An 18,209-nucleotide genomic window follows, 5' to 3' on the forward strand; every position below is an offset into this window, starting at 1 on the left:
TCCCCATCGTCTAGAGGCCTAGGACATCACCCTTTCACGGTGAGTACAGGGGTTCGAATCCCCTTGGGGACGCCAGACCGGCTGAATCAGCCAACAAAAAAGCCGCCTGGTAACAGTGCGGCTTTTTTGTTATGGGTTGCCATGTCACTTTTCCTCTTTTCCTTTGAATATGCCATTAGCTACCGATCGCGCGTCATCCCTCGCCATCTTCTGCAAAGTCGTCGACAACTACGGCGATATCGGCATTTGCTGGCGCCTCGCGCGGCAGTTGAGCGGCGAGCACGGCGTGGCCGTCACCCTGTGGGTAGATGATCTGGTCAGCTTCCAGCGCATTAGCCCCGCGATCGACGTGGCAGCCGAAGCGCAGCAAGTCTCCGGCGTCACGATACGCCATTGGCGCGGCCAGGATGGCGTGTTTGCGCCGGCCGATATCGCCGACATCGTCATCGAATTCTTTGCCTGCGACATTCCGCCCGGCTATATCGCCGCCATGGCGCAATGCGCGCCGCAGCCCGTGTGGCTGAACCTGGAAGGGTTGACGGCGGAAGAGTGGGTCGAGGGCTGCCATGCGCTGACGTCGCCGCGCCACGGCATGATCAAGCATTTCTTCTTCCCCGGCTTCACGGATAAAACGGGTGGCTTGCTGCGCGAAGCGGCGCTCGACGAGCGGCGTCTGGCGTTCCAGTCCGATGCGCCCGCCATGGCGGCATTCCTCGGGCGGTTCGGCGTGACGGCGGCGGACATGCGCGACTTGAAAGTGTCGCTGTTCTGCTATCCATCCGCTCCCGTCGCCGGGCTGTTTGCGGCGTGGCAGGCGGGCAGCGCACCCGTGACGTGCCTGGTGCCGGAAGGCGTCGCGTTCGATGCCGTTCAAGCGTTTATCGGCGATGATGCGGCGGTGGTCGGGGCGGCGCGCACGCGCGGCGCGCTTACCGTGCGCGTGCTGCCTTTCGTGCCGCAGGACGATTACGACCGCCTGCTGTGGGCTTGCGACGTGAACCTGGTGCGTGGCGAAGATTCGTTCGTGCGCGCGCAATGGGCAGGCCAGCCGTTTCTCTGGCATATCTATCTGCAGGATGAAAACTTGCATCACGTGAAATTGCGCGCCTTCCTGCAGCGCTATGCCGTGGATGCGGACGGCCCCATCGACAGCCTGGTGCAGGCGGCGCTGGCCTGGAATGGCGCCAGCGCGGACGCCTTGCCGTGGGCCCAGCTGTGGCCCGCATTGCAGGCCGATTTGCCGCGCATCCGGGCGCGCGCGCATGATTGGCAGCGGCAGATGCAGGCTAATGGCGATCTGGCAAGTAACTTGCTGGCGTTCGCCGGCGCGACGAGATAGGCGCTTGCCCAAAATTAAGGTAAAATGCCCGGTTATTTCTAACGTATTTTTAACCGATCAAACGCAAGCTTGCGGCGCTGATGGCGCACAGGCGGCAGATGGTCTTCATGCAACCCACTTTTTACGTACATTCCTATGAAACCCGCAAAAGAAATTCGTGTTGGCAATATCATCATGGTCGACAGCAAGCCAATGATCGTGTTGCGTTCTGATGTCAACGGTTCGAGCCGCACGGGCTTCACCTACAAATGGAAGATGAAAAATCTTCTGACGAACACCCCGATGGAAAACGTGTTCCGCGGCGACGACAAGTTCGACGTTGTTGTTCTGGATAAAAAGCCAGTGACGTATTCGTACTTCGCCGACCCGCTGTTCGTGTTCATGGACACCGAGTACAACCAGTACGAAATCGAAGAAGAAAACCTGGGCGAAGCGCTGAACTACCTGAAAGATGGCATGGAATGCGAAGCCATTTTCTACGACGGCAAAGCTATCTCCGTTGAACTGCCTACGACCATCGCCCGTCAAGTGGTGTACTCGGAGCCGGCGGTCAAGGGCAATACCTCTGGCAACGTCCTGAAAGAAGCCAAGATCGAAAACGCCATCGACGCGCACCGCCACACCGTGCAAGTGCCGCTGTTCGTGGCACAGGACGACGTCATCGAAATCGACACCCGCACCAACGAATACAAGCGTGTCGTACGCAACTAATTTCTCCAGTACCGGACCATCAAGAAACGCTGCCTTCGGGCGGCGTTTTTTTTTGCTTGGAAAATAATTCCTTATCATAACTATTAGCTTGCAAGGACTGCTATGCTATGGCTAGCACATTATTGCGGTAGAAACATTGAAGTTTCTTGGAGATACGATGCAGCGCAGTCAGATGTTACGCAGTGGCGCGTCCCGGAGCGTGTCGCGCCCCGTACTGGCCCGAGCCACGGCGCCGGCCAGTCCCATGGCCCATCTGCTCGACGCCGGCGTTTTGCCGCAACAGCAGATGATGCAGGCAGGCAAACTCAGTTCGCATGCGCTGACGTCGCAATACCTGGCCCGCATCCGCTCCCTGTGCAGCATCGGCGCGCGTGCCTATCCCGGCATTGAAATCAATCCCGACGCCTTGAAAATTGCCCTGGAAATGGACCGCGAGCGGCAGGTGCACAAGGTGCGCGGCCCCTTGCACGGCATCCCCGTCGTCTTGCGCGACAACATCGCCACGGGTGACCGCATGAAGACGCGCACCCAGGCGCCCCTGGCCACGCATGCCAGCTGCGATTCCTTCGTGGCGGCGCGCTTGCGCGCGGCCGGCGCCGTCATCATCGGCAAAAGCAATCTGCGCCAGTGGGCGGCCGTCAGCGTGCCGCATGCCAGTGCCAGCTGGGCCGGACTCACCATCCTGGCCGTCGACAGCGCGGCGGACGGCTCCATCGTCGCGCCTGCTTCAAACTGCGGCCTGGTCGCCATCAAACCCACGGGCAGGGCCGCTGGCGGGCAGGGCGGTGAGCCAGCCACTGCCGGACCGATGGCGCCCAGCGTGCGCGAGGCGGCCTGGCTGCTTGCCGCCTTGAGCGGCGAGCGCCTGGCCGATGGCATGGTGTTCGATGCCGCCGGCCTGCAGGGGCGCCGCATCGGCGTGGCGCGCAGCCTGTTCGGCGTGTGCGCCGGGACCGATGCCCTGATCGAGCAGGCGCTGAACGTGCTGCGCGAGCAGGGCGCGGAACTGATCGAATTGCCTCCCGCGCCCGGGCCGGGCGGCATTGAAACGCTGCTGCGCTCGCATGGCCTCGATGCGCTGGTGGGGCCGACTTGCCACGGCGTAGCGCAGCCGCAGTCCGACTTGCCGCACATCACGGTGCCTGCCGGCGCGCTCGGGGGCTTGCCGGTCGGCTTGTCCTTCATCGGTCCTGCCCACGGCGAGAAGCCGCTCATTGCGATGGCGTATGCCTATGAGCAGGCGACTTTGCACCGGCGCACGCCCGCACTGCCATCGAGCATCACCCTGGCGCTGCGTCGACCATGATGATTCCTTTCGTTTTCTTTCGATAAATTATGCTTGCAACCTTGCTGCTGAGTGCCGCCGTGGCCGCCACCCCGACTCCTTTCGATGCCGAGCAATTGTCCGGCAGCTGGTCCGACAGCGTGAATACGAATAGTGTGTGCGAAGAAGCACGCCACTTCACGCGCATGCAGCTGTCTGACGACCATCAGCGGCTGGCGATCTTCAACGACCGCACGTGGAAAAGCAAGCTGGGCGAAACCAACCGCTTTGCCGCGACGGTCGTGGCGGAAACGGAGCATAGCCTGACGTTACGCTATGACAATGAAACCCGCCTCAATGCCGCTGGCAAGCTGGTGGAATGGCAGTTGATCATCGTCGCGCCCGGCGTGTACCGCTGGCGCGAGACGGGCTGGCCGGAAGGCAAGGTCAACGGGGTGGTCGGCATCCGCTGTTCTCCCTGAGGCGCGCGCACAAGCATGCCATTCTGCTATGCTGCACCCATTATTGGATGCTTTTAGGAGATTGCATGTCCGCACGTTTGCTCTTGCCCCTGTTCCTGGGCGCCGCCGTGGCGCTGGCCGCCATGCCGGCGCAGGCGCGTACGCCCAGGCTGTCGCTGATCGAGCAGGCGCAAAGCTGCGACGGCGGCCATACCTGTCCGTATTTCCCAGACGTCTACAAGGCGGACTACGCCTTTCGCAAGGCTTTCAATGTGGGCCTGAAAAAGGCGGGCCTGAAGCGGCAGCGCTGGGTGCCCGATGGCGTGGCCAGCCCGCTCAAGCCCGTCGAGATCGACGGCAAGGCGCGCCTGCTGAGCAGTGTCTGCGAACCGCACAATTGCGGCCACCGCTATTCCATCCTGTACGACCCGGCCGCGCGCAGCATGACGGGCGTGTACATGGGCAGCGATGCCAAGGGCGGCTTGCGCACCGTGTATTTCGGCGAGCCCAGCATCGCCGAAGCCGAACTGCTGTACAAGAACTGATGCACGCGCCACTGCGCATTTCCAGCGAGCGCGACGAGCTGGACGTGCCCATGATCCACCGCTACCTGAGCGAGCAGTCATACTGGAAACGTGGCGTGGCGCTGGAAACGGTGCGCAAGGGCATCGCCAACGCGCTGTGTTTTGGCGGCTACGTGGATGGCCAGCAAGTGGCGTTCGCCAGGGTCATCACCGACTACACGGATTTCGCCTATCTGCGCGACGTGTTTGTGCTGCCGCCATACCAGGGGCGTGGATATTGCAAGCGGATGGTGGCCGCCGTGCTCGGCGATGAGCGCTTGCGCGATGTCGCCTGGATGCTGGGGACGGATGATGCGCACGGCCTGTATGCGGGCTTTGGTTTTACGCCGTTGGAGGCACCGCAAAAGTACATGCGCCGCCCGGCGCCAGTAAAATTATCAAAATAATAGTTGATTCCATAAAAACTATTGATATTGTCGTATCAGATTAATATTGCCTTGATAATGACAATATGTCATTATGCGCGCTCTGCTGCGATTGCGCAGCCGTACTTTGCTGGTGTTTTGCCTTGCCATCGCCACGCGGTGAGGGTGAGCTCAATGAGCGGTCTGACTGGTCGTCCCCTGGGTACGTTTTTTCGACAATGTAAAGGAATACATCATGAAACAATATGGCGCCGAATTTCTCGGCACGTTCTGGCTGGTACTGGGCGGTTGCGGCAGCGCCGTGCTGGCAGCTGCCTTCCCCGGCCTTGGTATCGGCTTTGCCGGTGTGGCGCTGGCGTTTGGCTTGACGGTGCTGACCATGGCTTACGCCATCGGCCACATCTCGGGTTGCCATCTGAATCCCGCTGTCTCGATCGGCCTGTGGGCCGGCGGCCGCTTTCCCGCCAGCCAACTGTTGCCCTACATCATCGCGCAAGTACTGGGCGCCATCGTGGCCGGCGGCGTACTGTACGTGATCGCCAGTGGCCAGGCCGGTTTCGACGTCAGCAAGGGCTTTGCCTCGAACGGCTTCGGCGCTCATTCGCCGGGCGGTTATTCGATGCTGTCGGCGCTGGTCATTGAAATCGTGCTGACGATGTTCTTCCTGATCGTCATCCTGGGCGCCACCGACAAGCGCGCGCCGGCCGGCTTCGCCCCGCTGCCGATCGGCCTGGCGCTGACCCTGATCCACCTGATCAGCATCCCCGTCACCAATACCTCCGTCAACCCGGCCCGCAGCACGGGCGTGGCCCTGTACGTGGGCGATTGGGCGACGAGCCAGCTGTGGCTGTTCTGGCTGGCACCGATCATCGGCGCCTTGCTGGGCGCGCTGGCCTACCGCCTGATTGCCGGCGAAAAAGAGTAGGACGGCTTGGCCCGCAGGGCCTAAGCCGACACTGCCGGCAACGCAGCTTGTCGGCTTACGCGCGGCGTTGCCACGCTAAGCCGACCTACGCGGCGTCCGTCATTGGCGCCTGTCCGGTGCGCAGGCATCGTCGTAGGTCGGCTTGGCCCGGAGGGCCTAAGCCGACACTGCCGGCAACGCAGTTTGTCGGCTTACGCGCGGCGTTGCCACGCTAAGCCGACCTACGCGGCGCGCCATTCGCTCAGGTAGTGCTGCGGCGTGCGGCCCAGGATGCGGCGGAACATGGCGCTGAAGGCGCTGGGGCTGGCATAGCCCAGCGCATAGGCGATGGCCGCCACGCCTTCGCCCCGGTCCAGGCGGCAGAAGGCCTCGGCCAGGTGGACTTGCTGCAGCCATTGGCGGTAATGCAAGCCCGTTTCCTTGGGAAATAAGCGGATCAGGGTGCGCGCGCTGGCGCCCGCGTCCTGCGCCCAGTCTTCGATGCTGCGCCGGCTGCCGGGGGCGTCCATGATGGCCGAGCAGACTGCCACCAGGCGCCGGTCGCGGGGCCAGGGGATGGCGAGGGGGACGGTATCGGCCGCCGCCAGTTCCGACAGGATCAGGTGCGCCAGCCAGTCGCCGCGCCCCGCCAGTGCATATTCAACCGGTTCGGCCAGCAAGGCCAGGATCAGCTCGCGCAGCAGCCGGCTCACTTCCAGCACCTTGCAATCGTCGCCATATCGGGCCGCCACCTGCGCATCGATGTACACGGTGCGCATGCTCAGTTCGCTCAAGATATGGACTTCGTGCACGACGCCCACGGGAATCAGCAGGGCGCGCCGCGGCGGCAATATCCAGACGCCATGCTCGGTGGACACGCGCATCACGCCTTCCGTCGCATACAGCAGTTGCGCCCGCACGTGGCTGTGCGGCGCCGTATAGTCGCCCGCCGCATATTGCCTGGACATGGCCGTCACGGGGCGCGGCACGTGCTGGTAATCGTGCGAGCTGGTGCTGCGGCTGAACGGCACCCCATCAGGGTGAGTCTGGATCAGTGGTTGGGTGTACATGCTGGTCGTTGGATTGTCACTTGGTTGTCACTTGGGCGACGATTATTGGAAGTTATCAGTTCAGTGGCCATACTATACTGGCTTCTTTGCCGGGCCGCCCGCCGAGCCCGATTATTGCGGATGACACATGCACACAACCACAACTGCTCCAGCATTGGCCAAGTCCGTGCCGGCGGCTCCTTCGCTTCATAGTTCCCAACAACAATCCGGTCTGGCCATGCACATCCTGGGCGCCGTCGCCTTCGTGCATTTGCTCAATGACTTGATCCAGGCATTATTGCCGTCGATTTATCCGATGCTGAAAGCCGAGTTTTCACTCAGTTTTACCCAGGTCGGCCTCATAACCCTGACGTTCCAGTGCACGGCCTCGTTGCTGCAGCCATGGATCGGCTTGTATACGGACCGTCGTCCGCTGCCATTCCTGCTGCCGGTCGGCATGTGCTTTACCCTGGCCGGCGTGCTGATGCTGTCCATCGTCTCGACCTTCCCGACCCTGCTGATCGCCTCGGGCCTGATCGGCGTCGGCTCGTCGACCTTCCACCCGGAAGCGTCGCGCGTGGCGCGCATGGCCTCGGGCGGACGCTACGGCTTTGCCCAGTCGCTGTTCCAGGTGGGCGGCAATGTCGGCTCCGCGCTGGGGCCGCTGCTGGCAGCCGCCGTCATCGTCAACCGTGGCCACGGCAATATCGCCTGGTTCGGCCTGCTTGCCGTGCTGGCCATCGGCGTGCTGTACAAGGTCAGCCACTGGTATAGCGGCCACCTGGCCAGCTTCAAGCCGAAGGCGGGCGGCCATGGACCTAACTTGTCGCGCAACAAGGTGATGGCTGCGCTGGGCGTGCTGGCCCTGCTGGTGTTTTCGAAGTACATCTACATGGCCAGCCTGTCGAGCTACTACACGTTTTACCTGATCGACAAGTTCCACCTGTCGCTCGGCGATGCCCAGCTCTACCTGTTCCTGTTCCTCGCCGCCGTGGCGGCCGGCACCTTCATGGGCGGCCCCATCGGCGACCGCATCGGCCGCAAGCGCGTGATCTGGATTTCCATCTTGGGCGCCGCGCCGTTTACCCTGCTGCTGCCCTATGTCGACCTGTTCTGGACGGCCGTGCTGACGGTGATCATCGGCTTCGTGATTTCATCCGCGTTTTCCGCCATCGTCGTCTTCGCGCAGGAACTGGTGCCGGGCAAGGTGGGCATGATCGCGGGGATTTTCTTTGGCCTGATGTTTGGCGTCTCCGGCATCGCGGCCGCCGCCATGGGGCACCTGGCTGATATCTCCGGCATCGCCTATGTGTACAAAATCTGCTCCTACCTGCCGCTGCTGGGCATATTGACGGTGCTGCTGCCGCAGATCGAGCAGGCGAAAAAATAAGCGGGTGACGCGGGAGGGCTTGACGGCCCGCCCGCGTACATGCGATATTCGTCCCATGATCACTTTCACCCTCACTCCAGTTTCTGCATCCGGCGCCGCTGCTGCGCTGTGTCCGTGCGCCTGGCCCCGTGAGGATGCGGCTGCGCGCCGCTGACGTTTTACTCCTCATTCGATGGCCACAGTGTTGAAAAACCTGTGGCCATTTTCTTTTTCCGCAGCGTTAATGAAAGCCCCGCATGACACTTCATCTGTACGATACCTATGCGCGCAGCCTGCGCCCGTTTGAACCCATCGCCCCGGGCGAGGCGGGCCTGTACGCCTGCGGCCCCACCGTCTACGACTACGCGCATATCGGCAACCTGCGCACCTATCTGTTCGTCGACGGCTTGCGCCGCGCGCTCGAATTCAACGGCTTGCAGGTGCGCCACGTGATGAACATCACGGACGTCGGTCATCTGACGTCGGATGCGGACAGCGGCGACGACAAGATCGAGGCGCGCAGCGCCCGCAGCGGCAAGTCGGCCTGGGACATCGCCCTCGAATTTACCCGCGCGTTCGAGGACGATCTGCGCCAGCTCAATATCCTGCCGCCCACCGTCTGGTGCCGCGCCACGGACCACATCGCCGAGCAGATCGCCTTCATCCTCGACCTGGAAGCGAAGGGCTATACCTACCGCACGGACGACGGCATCTATTTCGACACGACGCGCCAGGACAGCTATGGAAAACTGGCGCGCCTGAACCGCGACGGCCTGCAGGCGGGGAAAAGGGTGGACCTCGGAGAAAAGCGCGACATCTGCGACTTCGCGCTGTGGAAGTTCAGCGGCGTGCCGGGACAGCGGCAGATGGAGTGGGACAGCCCGTGGGGCCTGGGTTTCCCCGGCTGGCATATCGAGTGCTCGGCCATGGCGGAAAAGCACCTTGGGACGTACTTCGACATCCATTGCGGCGGCGAAGACCACGTGGCCGTCCACCACAGCAACGAGATCGCGCAAACGGAAGCGCGCCACGGCACGCGCCTGGCCAACTTCTGGCTGCATGGCGCCTTCCTGAAAACACAGGATGCGAAGATGTCGAAATCGTCGGGCGACTTTTTACGCCTGCAAAGCCTGGTGGAGCAGGGTATCGATCCGCTGGCCTACCGCTACCTGTGCCTGGGCGCCCACTACCGCAGCAGCCTCAATTTCACGGACGAAGCGTTGCGCGCCGCCAGCAGCGGCCTGGCGCGCCTGCGCGTCAGCGTGCATGGCCTTGGCGAAGCGCAGGGTGAGGCCGCTCCTGATCCTGCATGGCTGGCGCGCTTTGCGGCGCAGGTCAACGATGACCTGAACTTTCCGCGCGCGCTGGCCGTGGCCTGGGAACTGCTGAAAAGCAGCCTGCCGGACGCCGTGAAAAAGGCCACCATGGCCCGCTTCGATGCGGCCCTGGGGCTCGACTTGCTGGCCTGGCAGCCGGCGCAGGTAGAGGTGCCGCAGCCCGTGCAGGCGTGGATGGCGGAACGGGCCATTGCCCGCGCGCAGCGCCAGTGGGCCGAGGCGGACCGCTTGCGCGCACTGGCGCGCGCGGCCGGCTATGACATCGACGATACGCCGCAGGGGCAACAGGCGCGGCCTTTGTGAAGATGTCCGGCATAATGGCCGCCTGATGAAACTGGAGATGCCGTGAAGCGCCGTTTGCTGATACTGAGTTGTTGCCTTGCCTTTTCTGCCGCCCGGGCGGCCAGCGAATGTCCGGGCTTTCCCGCGCTTGCCACCTCCGGCGAGGCGTTGCTGGCGCAAGTGCGCGCGCTGCCGCCCGTCGGCATCGACCGCGAACGGCAGGCGTGCGCGCCGGCGACCGTGATCGATTTCGCCTACAGCGGCGGGGTGCTGTGCAGTTTTGGCAGTGAACTGGAGGCAGCGACATCCGCCGTCACGCGCCTGGCCGATGGCGGTGAACTGGTCGAATACCTGTATCTGTTCCCGTATGCGCCGGCCACGCATGCGCGCTTGCTGGCGCTGCTGGCCGCGCGTTTCACGCCGGTGGACAAGGCAGCCTGGCCCGCCTTCCTGCAAGCCGCCAGGCCGGGCAAGGAAACCACGGCCCTGTTCACGCATGGCGGCTTTTATATTTCGCTGGGCAAGCCTACCGAAGGCGATCCTGCCGAATGGTATTCGAATGTGATCTTTGAAAAGCTCGACAAGCCCGCGCTGGGCGTGCGCAAGGTGTGCAAGGAAGCTCGCGATGGCTGAAGCGGATGCCTTTCCGGCCGCATTGGCAGGCACTGTGGCGCAGCTGCTGCCCGTGCTTTCATCAGGCCAGCTACACGCACCGTCGGCACCGTTTGACGTGCATCAGGATGGCAGGCTGCTGCGCATCCCCGTGCGTACGTATTACGACAGCAAGCAATTGTTGGCTTGTATGAAGCTGGCAGGCGACGCGGGCGTGATCGCCCTGTGCCTGGGCACGCGCCACCATGACGGCCATGTGCGCGAAGCGTGTGCAAGGCGGCTGCTGCTGCAGGAGCGGGCGTGGACGGTGCCCTTCGTCGTGCACCTGTGCGGCGAATACGTGCTGGAGATTATCGAGGCAATTGGCGCGGCGCTGCCGGCCTGGAATGCGGCGGCGCTGGCGCGCTACCTGCGGGAGAACCCCGCCTATGTGGACACGCTGGAGCGGCGCAGCATCAGTTACTGGAGTTGCTACCACCGCGGGCGCTACCCCGTGTGGGGCGACTATCCGGGACGCAGGACCATGGCGGCCCTGCGTGCATTGCAGCAGCTTACGCTTCGATAAAGCGCATCTTGAAGCTGCGGCCCTTGATGTTGCCGAAGTCGCGGCCCAGGGTATTGCCCGCGTTCAGGCGCTTGAAGGCCGCTTCGGCCACCTTGCGGTCCAGCGCCACGTAGGTCATGAACTCGAATACGTTGATTTTGCCCACCTGCTCCTTGGTGAGGCCAGCGTCGCCCGTCAGCGCGCCCAGCAAGTCGCCCGGGCGCAGCTTGTCCTTCTTGCCGCCCATGATGCACAGGGTGACCATCGGCGCCGGCAGCGCCTCCATACCGTCATCTTCCGCCAGTTCCTTCAGGTCGTGCCATTCGGCGGCGCTGTTCTGGTATTGCTCGATCAGCTTGACCCATTTTTTCTCGTTCGGCGCGCACAGCGACAGGGCCAGGCCCTTCTTGCTGCCGCGGCCCGTGCGGCCGATGCGGTGGATGTGCACTTCCGTGTCCTTCGATACGTCGACGTTGATCACGGCGCCCAGGTCGGAAATATCGAGGCCGCGCGCGGCCACGTCGGTGGCCACCAGCACGGAACAGCTGCGGTTGGCGAACAGCACGAGGATTTCATCGCGCTCGCGCTGTTCCAGTTCGCCATACAGGGCCAGCGCGGAAAAGCCTTGCTGGCGCAGTTCGTCGGCCAGCTCGCGGCAATGCACCTTGGTGTTGCAGAAGGCCAGGGTCGATTCCGGCTTGAAGTGCTTGAGCAGCTTGCCGACGGCGCCATTGCGCTCGTCGAAGCCGATTTCATAGAAGCGCTGCTCGATCTTGTCGTTGTCGTGCTGCGCTTCGACCGTCACTTCCAGCGGATTGACGAGGAACGACGCCGTGGCGCGGCGGATGTCTTCCGGGTACGTGGCCGAGAACAGCAGGGTCTGGCGGCGCGCCGGGCAGGCGCTGACGATGCCGGCGATTTCCTCGTAAAAGCCCATGTCCGTCATGCGGTCCGCTTCATCGAGCACCAGGGTCTGCACGTGGTTCAGGTTGATGGTGCCGCGCCCCAGGTGGTCGCGCAAACGGCCCGGCGTGCCGACGACGATGTGGGCGCCGTGTTCCAGCGAGGCGATTTGCGGGCGCATCGGCGCGCCGCCCGTCAGGGTCAGGATCTTGATGTTGCCGGCCGCGCGGGCCAGGCGGCGCAGCTCATTGGCCACCTGGTCGGCCAGTTCGCGCGTGGGGCACAGGACCAGGCCCTGCACGGCAAACCAGGCCGGATTGAGCTTGTGCAGGATGCCGATGCCGAAGGCGGCCGTCTTGCCGCTGCCCGTTTTCGCCTGGGCGATCAGGTCGCGGCCATCGAGCACCGCCGGCAGGCTTTGCGCCTGGATGGTGGTCATCTCGTGGTAGCCGAGCGAATCGAGGTTGGCCAAAAAGGCGGGCGTCAGCGGCAGGCTGGAAAAAGAAGTGGTGGCGGATGTGGTGTTCATAAAGGGCGGAGCCGGTAAAAAGCGGGTGAATGGGCACAGTCTACAGGCGTTCTACGCCCTTGTGCGGATGGTGGTGTGGAAGCCGGCGGCGAACGGCCGCCGGCGTGGGTACTAATTGTCCGGCGCCCAGATGGGCAAGCCGGTGAGGTCGAGGCCGGCGTCGCGCGTCCATACGGGCAGGCCCGTGGCGTCGGTCGGCTCCAGCAATTCGAGCTGCACCTGCTTCAGCGCCGCCTTGCGCGCGCGCGCGCGGCGCTGCGGCTCCGGCGCCGGCTCTGGCGCCTCGAGCGCTGGCGGCGGGCCGAAACCGGGCAAGTCGATGGTGGCGTTGTCTTTTTTATCTCTCATTTCTGAACCTCTGGTCCCTGGCCGCGAAAACATGGCGCCGGGGAGCGGGCAAAAAGCTGTCCGCGGTGTGAATACTCTGTACGCTTCGTCCACAAAACAAAAGCCCGGCTACTGGAGTCGGGCTCATTGTTGGAACAACCGTCAGGAATACCTGTCCTGCGGATTTAAGTGCGGCACGCAGTGTATCACAGGCGTGCCGCACCGTGTGGGGCGCCGTTGCCCAATTAACGGAAGCTCAGGGCGCCCGTCAAGTCGCCCGGCGGCAGCGCGCCCCGTGCCGCGAATGCGTCGTTGCGCACCTTCAGGCCTTCGAGCAGCGGCAGGTCGTGCAGGCGCGTGATCAGGCGCAGGATCGACGTCGTGTCGTAGAAACTGTGGTCGACGGCGCCTTTCTTCGCGTACGGCGAGACGACGATGGCGGGAATGCGCGTGCCCGGACCCCAGCGGTCGCCTTTCGGCGGCGCCACGTGGTCCCACCAGCCGCCGTTTTCATCGAAGGTGATCACGACGATCATGTCCTTCCACTGCGGCGATTCCTTCAAGTGCTGGATGACGTTGGCCACGTGCTGGTCGCCCGATTCGATATCGGAATAGCCGGCGTGCAGATTCAGATTGCCCTGCGGCTTGTAGAAGGTCACGGCCGGCAGCTTGCCCGCCACGGCGGCGGCGAGGAATTTGTTCGAGATCGGGCTGTCGCCCGTGCCGCCGTCGCGCAGGTGTTCGGCGCGCGCAGCCGTGCCGGGCGCGAACTGCTTGAAGTAGTTCAGCGGCTGGTGGTGGAACTGGAAGTTCGGCTTGCTGCCGCCGCCTTTTTGGTCGAGCGCCGCTTGCCAGCCGCCGCCATACCACGCCCAGCTGACGCCCTTGCGCGACAGCAGGTCACCGATGGTGTCATAGGTTTGCGGCGGCAGGGTGTTGGCGTCGGCCGGGTCGGCATGCAGCGGGTCGCCGTCGAAGGCGGGGCGGATGTAGCTCGGTTGATATGGCGGGGCCATGGTGTTGACGGCATAGCCGTCCGGCGTGATGGCGCCGTCATTGACGTATTTCGGCTTGCCATCGAGCGCCGAGGCGGGGCAATCGGGCGAGATCGCCAGGCGCACGCCTTGCGGACCGTCGGACAGCACGGCGATCTTTTTCTTCGCCGCCGTTTCGGATGCATTGAAGTATTCGTTGGCGCGGCCCGTCACGAGGAACTGGTGGTTCATGTAGGAGCCGCCGAAGGCCGCCATGAAGAAGTTGTCGCACAGCGTGTACTGCTCGGCGATCTGCCACAGGTTCAGGTTTTTCGACGTTTCGCCGTAGTGGCCCATCACCAGGCCGCCGCTGTCGGCCCACGCGGCAAAGCCGTCGTTCTTCCCGCCGTTGATCTGCATCTGGTTGTTATAGAAGCGGTGCACGAGGTCGCGCGTGATGATGCTCTCGGGCAGGGGCTTGCCGGCCGCGTCGCTCAATTTGTAGGGCGCGTTGGGCAGGCCGGAAATCTGGTCTTCCTTGATCAGGTAATCGGTGCCGCCGATATTTTGCTGGTTCGGCACGAGGCCGCCCCAGATCTTCGGCAGGGTGGCCAGCGGCTTGCCGTCGCGGTCCAGCTGCTGCGCCTGTTCCGCCGTGACGGCGGACAGGGGCGCGCTGGTGCCGGGGAAGTTGGCGAACAGGTTGTTGAAGCTGCGGTTTTCCAGGTAGATCACGACCACGTTCTTGACGTGCGCCTTGAGTTTCGCGTCGAGCGAACCCTTGGCGATGGTTTTTTTGGCTGGCGCGGCGTCGGCCAGCGCCGGCAGGCTGGCGGCCAGGCCGACTGCGGAAGCAGCCTGGAAAATGCGCCGGCGCGAGGGATTGGCGGGTTGGTCGGCCGGATCGGCTGGCAGGGCGGGGGCGAGGTCCTTCACACATTCTCCTTGGGTGTCTCTATGGGCACGGGCGTTGGCGGCAATGGCCGGCAACGCCCGTGAAGCGGGAAAATTGTATCACCGGCCCTGCGCCGGTGTGAACTATTCAGTCCGGTGCTAGAACTGGTAACGCACGCTCAGCGCCACCTTGCGCGCCGGACCATACATGCCCGAGTACCACCAGTCCGACACGGAAGCCGTGTATTTTTTGTCGAACAGATTGGCCACGTTGACGGTGGCAGACAGCTTGTCGTTGACGTCGTAGCGCGCCATCAGGCTGGCCACCGAGTACGCCTTCTGTTCCCAGTGCAGAGTGCTGTTGATCTGCCACGCGTCGATGTCGGAATGCACGCGGCTTTGCCAGTTCACGCCGCCGCCGATGGTCAGGCGATTGAGGTCGCCGGGCAGGCGGTAAGTCGTCCACAGTTTCACCAGGTGGCGCGGGAAGGTGGTCAGGATAGCCTTGCCGGCATTGTTTTCCGTCTGGCTGTAAGACCACGATGCCGAGATGTTCCAGTCCGGCGTGATGGCGCCTGTCGCTTCCACATCCACGCCCTGGGTCTTGGCGCCTTTGATGGTGCGGTTGGCGGGATTGTTCGTGCCGGGCACGGTGTAGCCGGGGTCCGATTCGGACAGATTGCTCTGGCGGATCTGGTACAGCGCGGCGGAGGTGTTCAGGCGGCCATCGAGCCAGCCGCTCTTGATGCCCGCTTCAAAGGTCTTGCCCTCGCGCGGCGCCAGCAGCTTGCCATAGCGGTCTTGCGAGGCTTGCGGCTGGTAGATGGTGGAATAGCTGGCGTAGGCGCTGTGCGTGGCGTCGATGTCGAACACCAGGCCGCCATACGGCGTGAAGACGCGGCTTTCCGAGGCTGGCGACGCGCTGTAAAACGGCACGGAAGGCGCGTCCGAGATGTAGTTCTCGCTGTAGCGCAGCACTTTTGCGCCGGCGATCAGTTTCAGGCGCTCGGAAAGGTTGAGGCGCGTGGCGGCATACGCGCTGGCCTGGCGGCGCGTGCTGTCGTAGGTGACGTAGGTATCGCCAAACACGGGCGTTGCCAGGCGATTCCAGCGGTACAGGTTGACGCCGCCGCCCTGGATGCTCCAGTCGAAGCGCCCGTCCGTCTTGCTCTGGAATTGGCTGTAGTCCATGCCCAGCACCAGCTCGTGCTGGCGGCCGAAGGCGCTGAACGGCCCGCGCACGTTGACGTCCACGCTGTTGACCTTCAGCTGGTAATCGCGGTAATCGGCGCTCAAACCCAGGCCATCGCCCGTGGCCTGGTCGGGGAAGCCAGCGCTCACGTTCATGTAGACGGCGCGCTCCTCCTGCGACGATTGCACGCGGTTGGCCGAGATTTTCAGCTTCCAGTCGTTTGTCAGCGCGTGTTCCAGGGTGGCGAAAAGGTCGGTCGAATTGGTGCCGAAGCGATTCGACTTGGCGGCCGGGCTGAAAGAGCGGGGCAGGTCCGTCATGGCGCCATTGCTGTAGAACAGGGGGAAGCCCAGGTAGGACAAGGATCCGTTCGAGCGCTTGCGCTGGTGCGTGACGCCGGCCGTCAGCTTCGTGTCGCGTGACAGGTCCGCTTCGACCACGCCGTAGACCACTTTCTTGTCGCGGCTGTAGCCGTCGATGATGCTGTCGCCTTCCTCGTACACCGTCACCAGGCGGCCGCGCACGCTGCCTGCCTCGTTCAGCGGACCCGAGACGTCGGCCATGGCGCGCCGCTCATCGTAGGAAGCCAGCTCGCCCTCGACCGCGGCCTGGAACTGCGCCGTCGGCTTCTTGCGCACCATGTTGATGGCGCCCGAGGCATCGCCCGCGCCCGTCATCAGGCCCGAGGCGCCGCGCAGCACTTCGATGCGGTCGTACAGCGCCATGTCGGCCAGGCTTTGCGACGGTATCGCATTGAGGCCCAGGTTTTCCGAATGCGTGCTGACGCCATCGAGCTGGTAATTGGTGATTGAATAGCCGCGCGAAGTAAAGCCGGAGCGTTCGCTGCCCAGCGAGAACAGGGTGATGCCCGGCGTTTGCGCCATCACTTGCGCGATTGTGTTCAAGCCCTGGTCCTGCATGCGCTGCTGCGTGATGACGCTGACCGACTGCGGCGTTTCCCTGACCGACAGGCCCAGCGGCGTGGCCGTGGCGATCGGCAAGGTGGAGACATACGCGCCCGAGCCTTCCGTGGCATCCTGCTGCGCTTTGACCGACACTTCCGGCATCATCGCCATCGCTTCGCCACTCGCCGCCGGATCGGCCGGGCGCAGCACATAGCTGCCGTTGGCGCTGCGCTCGGCCTTCAGGCCCGTGCCGCGCAGCACGCCGTTCAGAGCGGCCAGCACGTCGTGGCGGCCGCTCAAGCCGGCCGACGTCTTGCCGCGCGTCTGCTCCGGCGTGAAACTGAGGATGACCCTGGACTGGCTGGCGACCTGGCGCAGCGCCGTGGCCAGGTCGCCGGCCGGCACCTGGAAGTCGAGGCTGGCCGCATCGGCGGCCGCGCTTTCCTGCGCCAGGGCTGGCGCCTGGACGTTCAGCAGCAGGGCCGAACCGATGAAGACGAGCTGGATGGCATACGCCATGGGTTTGATACGCGGCTTGGAATGAATGGCAGGAGACATGGTTACCTTGTGGTGTAGTCGTCAAAAAGAACGTTGCCTACACAGGTCACGCGAGAATCGAAAGCGGGTACTTTTTTTTGCGCCAGCGTCAAAATATATTTTCAGCGCGGCTGGCGCGCCTCGACCTGCACCCAGTAGCGCGTGCGCAGGCGCACGTCCACCGGCAGGGAATCAGGCAGCGACAGCAGCACGGCATCCAGGTCGGCCAGCGGGAAGACGCCGGAGATGCGCAGGCCGGCGACGGCGTCGTCGCAGCCCAGCAAGCCGTGGCGGTAGCGGCTCAGTTCATGCAGGAAGTCGCGCAGCGGCATGGCGTCGGCCAGCAGCAAGCCCTGGCGCCAGGCCCAGATGTCGGGTGAGACGGCGTGCGCGGGCAAGGCATTCTGCGCCGTCATGCCGCCGCCCTGGCCCGCGCGGAGCACCGGGCTGGCGTTGCCATGGCGCGGCATCAGCCGGACGGCGCCTTCCTCGACGGCGACCAAGGTGCTGCCGTCCGCCTGGCGCACCGAGTAGCGCGTGCCCAGCGCCTGTGCGTGGCCGTGCGCCGTTTCGACGAGGAAGGGGCGGTAGGGCATGCCCGTTTCGCGGGCCGTGGCGATGAACACTTCGCCCCGCACCAGTTGCAGCAGGCGTTGCGTGCCCGTGTAGCGGATGTTGACGGCGCTGCCGCTGTTCAAATGCAGGCGGCTGCCGTCCGCCAGGGTCAGCTCGCGGCGTTCGCCCACGCCGGTGGACAGGTCGGCCAGCGCGGCGCGGGCCATGCCGGGCGCATATTCCGAGCGCGCGCCGAACCAGCCCGTGAGGCCGATGGCCGATACCCACGCCAGCAGCCGCAGGCTGCCGCGCCGCGAGATGGGCGAGGCTGGACGCCGTGCCAGCGCCTGGCGACTGGCTGGCCCATCGAGTTCGCGCAAGCCGCCGCTGACGCTTTCGATGTGTTTCCACGCCCGTTCATGGTCGGGGTGCGCCTGGCGCCACTGCTGCCAGGCCGTTTTTTCCGTCGGCGTCGTTTCGCCGCTCATCAGGGTGGCCAGCCATTCGGCCGCCTGCATGGCGATGGCCAGGTCGATGGGCTGGCCCTGTGCGTAGACGGTGGCGCCGCGCAT

General features: G+C 64.1%; 17 protein-coding genes. 11 read left to right on the forward strand and 6 right to left on the reverse strand.

What is annotated here, in order from left to right; all coding sequences use genetic code 11:
- Positions 1–169: 169 nt before the first annotated feature.
- From earP to aqpZ, 7 genes are all read left to right on the forward strand, one after another.
- Positions 170–1,339, forward strand: coding sequence for an elongation factor P maturation arginine rhamnosyltransferase EarP (earP, locus tag IGS55_RS12280; protein ID WP_230518738.1), 1,170 nt, complete (start codon positions 170–172; stop codon positions 1,337–1,339).
- A 135-nt stretch (positions 1,340–1,474) separates the two neighbouring features.
- Positions 1,475–2,050, forward strand: a complete 576-nt coding sequence (locus IGS55_RS12285) for an elongation factor P (RefSeq protein WP_034758247.1) — start codon at positions 1,475–1,477, stop codon at positions 2,048–2,050.
- 244 nt (positions 2,051–2,294) lie between these two features.
- A complete protein-coding gene (locus IGS55_RS12290; protein ID WP_230518739.1) occupies positions 2,295–3,356 on the forward strand; it encodes an amidase family protein in 1,062 nt (353 codons plus the stop codon).
- A gap of 29 nt (positions 3,357–3,385) precedes the next feature.
- Positions 3,386–3,796: a hypothetical protein gene (locus IGS55_RS12295; RefSeq protein ID WP_219329826.1), complete on the forward strand. Its 411-nt coding sequence runs from the start codon at positions 3,386–3,388 to the stop codon at positions 3,794–3,796.
- Between the two features lie 65 nt (positions 3,797–3,861).
- Complete coding sequence (locus IGS55_RS12300) at positions 3,862–4,320, forward strand: Ivy family c-type lysozyme inhibitor (RefSeq protein ID WP_230518740.1); 459 nt, start codon at positions 3,862–3,864, stop codon at positions 4,318–4,320.
- Positions 4,320–4,745: a GNAT family N-acetyltransferase gene (locus IGS55_RS12305; protein ID WP_230518741.1), complete on the forward strand. Its 426-nt coding sequence runs from the start codon at positions 4,320–4,322 to the stop codon at positions 4,743–4,745. The genes IGS55_RS12300 and IGS55_RS12305 overlap by 1 nt, the downstream gene beginning before the upstream one ends.
- A gap of 214 nt (positions 4,746–4,959) precedes the next feature.
- Positions 4,960–5,649, forward strand: a complete 690-nt coding sequence (gene aqpZ, locus IGS55_RS12310) for an aquaporin Z (protein ID WP_070223703.1) — start codon at positions 4,960–4,962, stop codon at positions 5,647–5,649.
- Between the two features lie 221 nt (positions 5,650–5,870).
- On the opposite strand, the gene IGS55_RS12315 is transcribed toward aqpZ, so the two are convergent.
- Positions 5,871–6,698: an AraC family transcriptional regulator gene (locus tag IGS55_RS12315; RefSeq protein WP_230518742.1), complete on the reverse strand. Its 828-nt coding sequence runs from the start codon at positions 6,696–6,698 to the stop codon at positions 5,871–5,873.
- Between the two features lie 217 nt (positions 6,699–6,915).
- Between IGS55_RS12315 and IGS55_RS12320 the strand changes: the two genes are divergently transcribed.
- From IGS55_RS12320 to IGS55_RS12335, 4 genes are all read left to right on the forward strand, one after another.
- Complete coding sequence (locus tag IGS55_RS12320) at positions 6,916–8,067, forward strand: MFS transporter (protein WP_230518743.1); 1,152 nt, start codon at positions 6,916–6,918, stop codon at positions 8,065–8,067.
- A gap of 236 nt (positions 8,068–8,303) precedes the next feature.
- Positions 8,304–9,686, forward strand: coding sequence for a cysteine--tRNA ligase (gene cysS, locus IGS55_RS12325; protein WP_230518744.1), 1,383 nt, complete (start codon positions 8,304–8,306; stop codon positions 9,684–9,686).
- Positions 9,687–9,728: 42 nt separating this feature from the next.
- Complete coding sequence (locus IGS55_RS12330) at positions 9,729–10,298, forward strand: hypothetical protein (protein WP_230518745.1); 570 nt, start codon at positions 9,729–9,731, stop codon at positions 10,296–10,298.
- The gene (locus IGS55_RS12335) at positions 10,291–10,842 is read left to right on the forward strand and encodes a hypothetical protein (RefSeq protein WP_230518746.1); all 552 of its coding nucleotides are present in this window, start codon (positions 10,291–10,293) and stop codon (positions 10,840–10,842) included. The genes IGS55_RS12330 and IGS55_RS12335 overlap by 8 nt, the downstream gene beginning before the upstream one ends.
- Here the strand turns inward: IGS55_RS12335 and dbpA are convergent.
- From dbpA to IGS55_RS12360, 5 genes are all read right to left on the reverse strand, one after another.
- Positions 10,829–12,253 (reverse strand): ATP-dependent RNA helicase DbpA, encoded by a 1,425-nt coding sequence (dbpA, locus tag IGS55_RS12340; RefSeq protein WP_139092542.1) that lies wholly within the window; start codon positions 12,251–12,253, stop codon positions 10,829–10,831. The genes IGS55_RS12335 and dbpA overlap by 14 nt on opposite strands.
- A gap of 111 nt (positions 12,254–12,364) precedes the next feature.
- The gene (locus IGS55_RS12345) at positions 12,365–12,601 is read right to left on the reverse strand and encodes a hypothetical protein (RefSeq protein WP_099408811.1); all 237 of its coding nucleotides are present in this window, start codon (positions 12,599–12,601) and stop codon (positions 12,365–12,367) included.
- Between the two features lie 224 nt (positions 12,602–12,825).
- Complete coding sequence (locus IGS55_RS12350) at positions 12,826–14,490, reverse strand: acid phosphatase (RefSeq protein ID WP_230518747.1); 1,665 nt, start codon at positions 14,488–14,490, stop codon at positions 12,826–12,828.
- Positions 14,491–14,607: 117 nt separating this feature from the next.
- The gene (locus tag IGS55_RS12355) at positions 14,608–17,064 is read right to left on the reverse strand and encodes a TonB-dependent siderophore receptor (RefSeq protein WP_230518748.1); all 2,457 of its coding nucleotides are present in this window, start codon (positions 17,062–17,064) and stop codon (positions 14,608–14,610) included.
- 140 nt (positions 17,065–17,204) lie between these two features.
- Complete coding sequence (locus tag IGS55_RS12360) at positions 17,205–18,209, reverse strand: FecR domain-containing protein (protein ID WP_230518749.1); 1,005 nt, start codon at positions 18,207–18,209, stop codon at positions 17,205–17,207.

Origin of the sequence: Janthinobacterium sp. EB271-G4-3-2, assembly GCF_020858035.1 — a bacterium.
GTDB classification, from domain to species: domain Bacteria; phylum Pseudomonadota; class Gammaproteobacteria; order Burkholderiales; family Burkholderiaceae_D; genus Janthinobacterium; species Janthinobacterium aestuarii.

Excerpts from the sequence above, each read along its gene's own strand:
- IGS55_RS12285 (WP_034758247.1), top strand. The coding sequence starts at position 1,475 with ATGAAACCCGCAAAAGAAATTCGTGTTGGCAATATCATCATGGTCGAC.
- earP (WP_230518738.1), top strand. The coding sequence starts at position 170 with ATGCCATTAGCTACCGATCGCGCGTCATCCCTCGCCATCTTCTGCAAA.
- IGS55_RS12305 (WP_230518741.1), top strand. The coding sequence starts at position 4,320 with ATGCACGCGCCACTGCGCATTTCCAGCGAGCGCGACGAGCTGGACGTG.
- dbpA (WP_139092542.1), bottom strand. The coding sequence starts at position 12,253 with ATGAACACCACATCCGCCACCACTTCTTTTTCCAGCCTGCCGCTGACG.
- IGS55_RS12290 (WP_230518739.1), top strand. The coding sequence starts at position 2,295 with ATGGCCCATCTGCTCGACGCCGGCGTTTTGCCGCAACAGCAGATGATG.
- IGS55_RS12345 (WP_099408811.1), bottom strand. The coding sequence starts at position 12,601 with ATGAGAGATAAAAAAGACAACGCCACCATCGACTTGCCCGGTTTCGGC.
- IGS55_RS12355 (WP_230518748.1), bottom strand. The coding sequence starts at position 17,064 with ATGGCGTATGCCATCCAGCTCGTCTTCATCGGTTCGGCCCTGCTGCTG.
- IGS55_RS12335 (WP_230518746.1), top strand. The coding sequence starts at position 10,291 with ATGGCTGAAGCGGATGCCTTTCCGGCCGCATTGGCAGGCACTGTGGCG.
- cysS (WP_230518744.1), top strand. The coding sequence starts at position 8,304 with ATGACACTTCATCTGTACGATACCTATGCGCGCAGCCTGCGCCCGTTT.
- aqpZ (WP_070223703.1), top strand. The coding sequence starts at position 4,960 with ATGAAACAATATGGCGCCGAATTTCTCGGCACGTTCTGGCTGGTACTG.
- IGS55_RS12315 (WP_230518742.1), bottom strand. The coding sequence starts at position 6,698 with ATGTACACCCAACCACTGATCCAGACTCACCCTGATGGGGTGCCGTTC.
- IGS55_RS12300 (WP_230518740.1), top strand. The coding sequence starts at position 3,862 with ATGTCCGCACGTTTGCTCTTGCCCCTGTTCCTGGGCGCCGCCGTGGCG.
- IGS55_RS12320 (WP_230518743.1), top strand. The coding sequence starts at position 6,916 with ATGCACATCCTGGGCGCCGTCGCCTTCGTGCATTTGCTCAATGACTTG.
- IGS55_RS12295 (WP_219329826.1), top strand. The coding sequence starts at position 3,386 with ATGCTTGCAACCTTGCTGCTGAGTGCCGCCGTGGCCGCCACCCCGACT.
- IGS55_RS12360 (WP_230518749.1), bottom strand. The coding sequence starts at position 18,209 with ATGCGCGGCGCCACCGTCTACGCACAGGGCCAGCCCATCGACCTGGCC.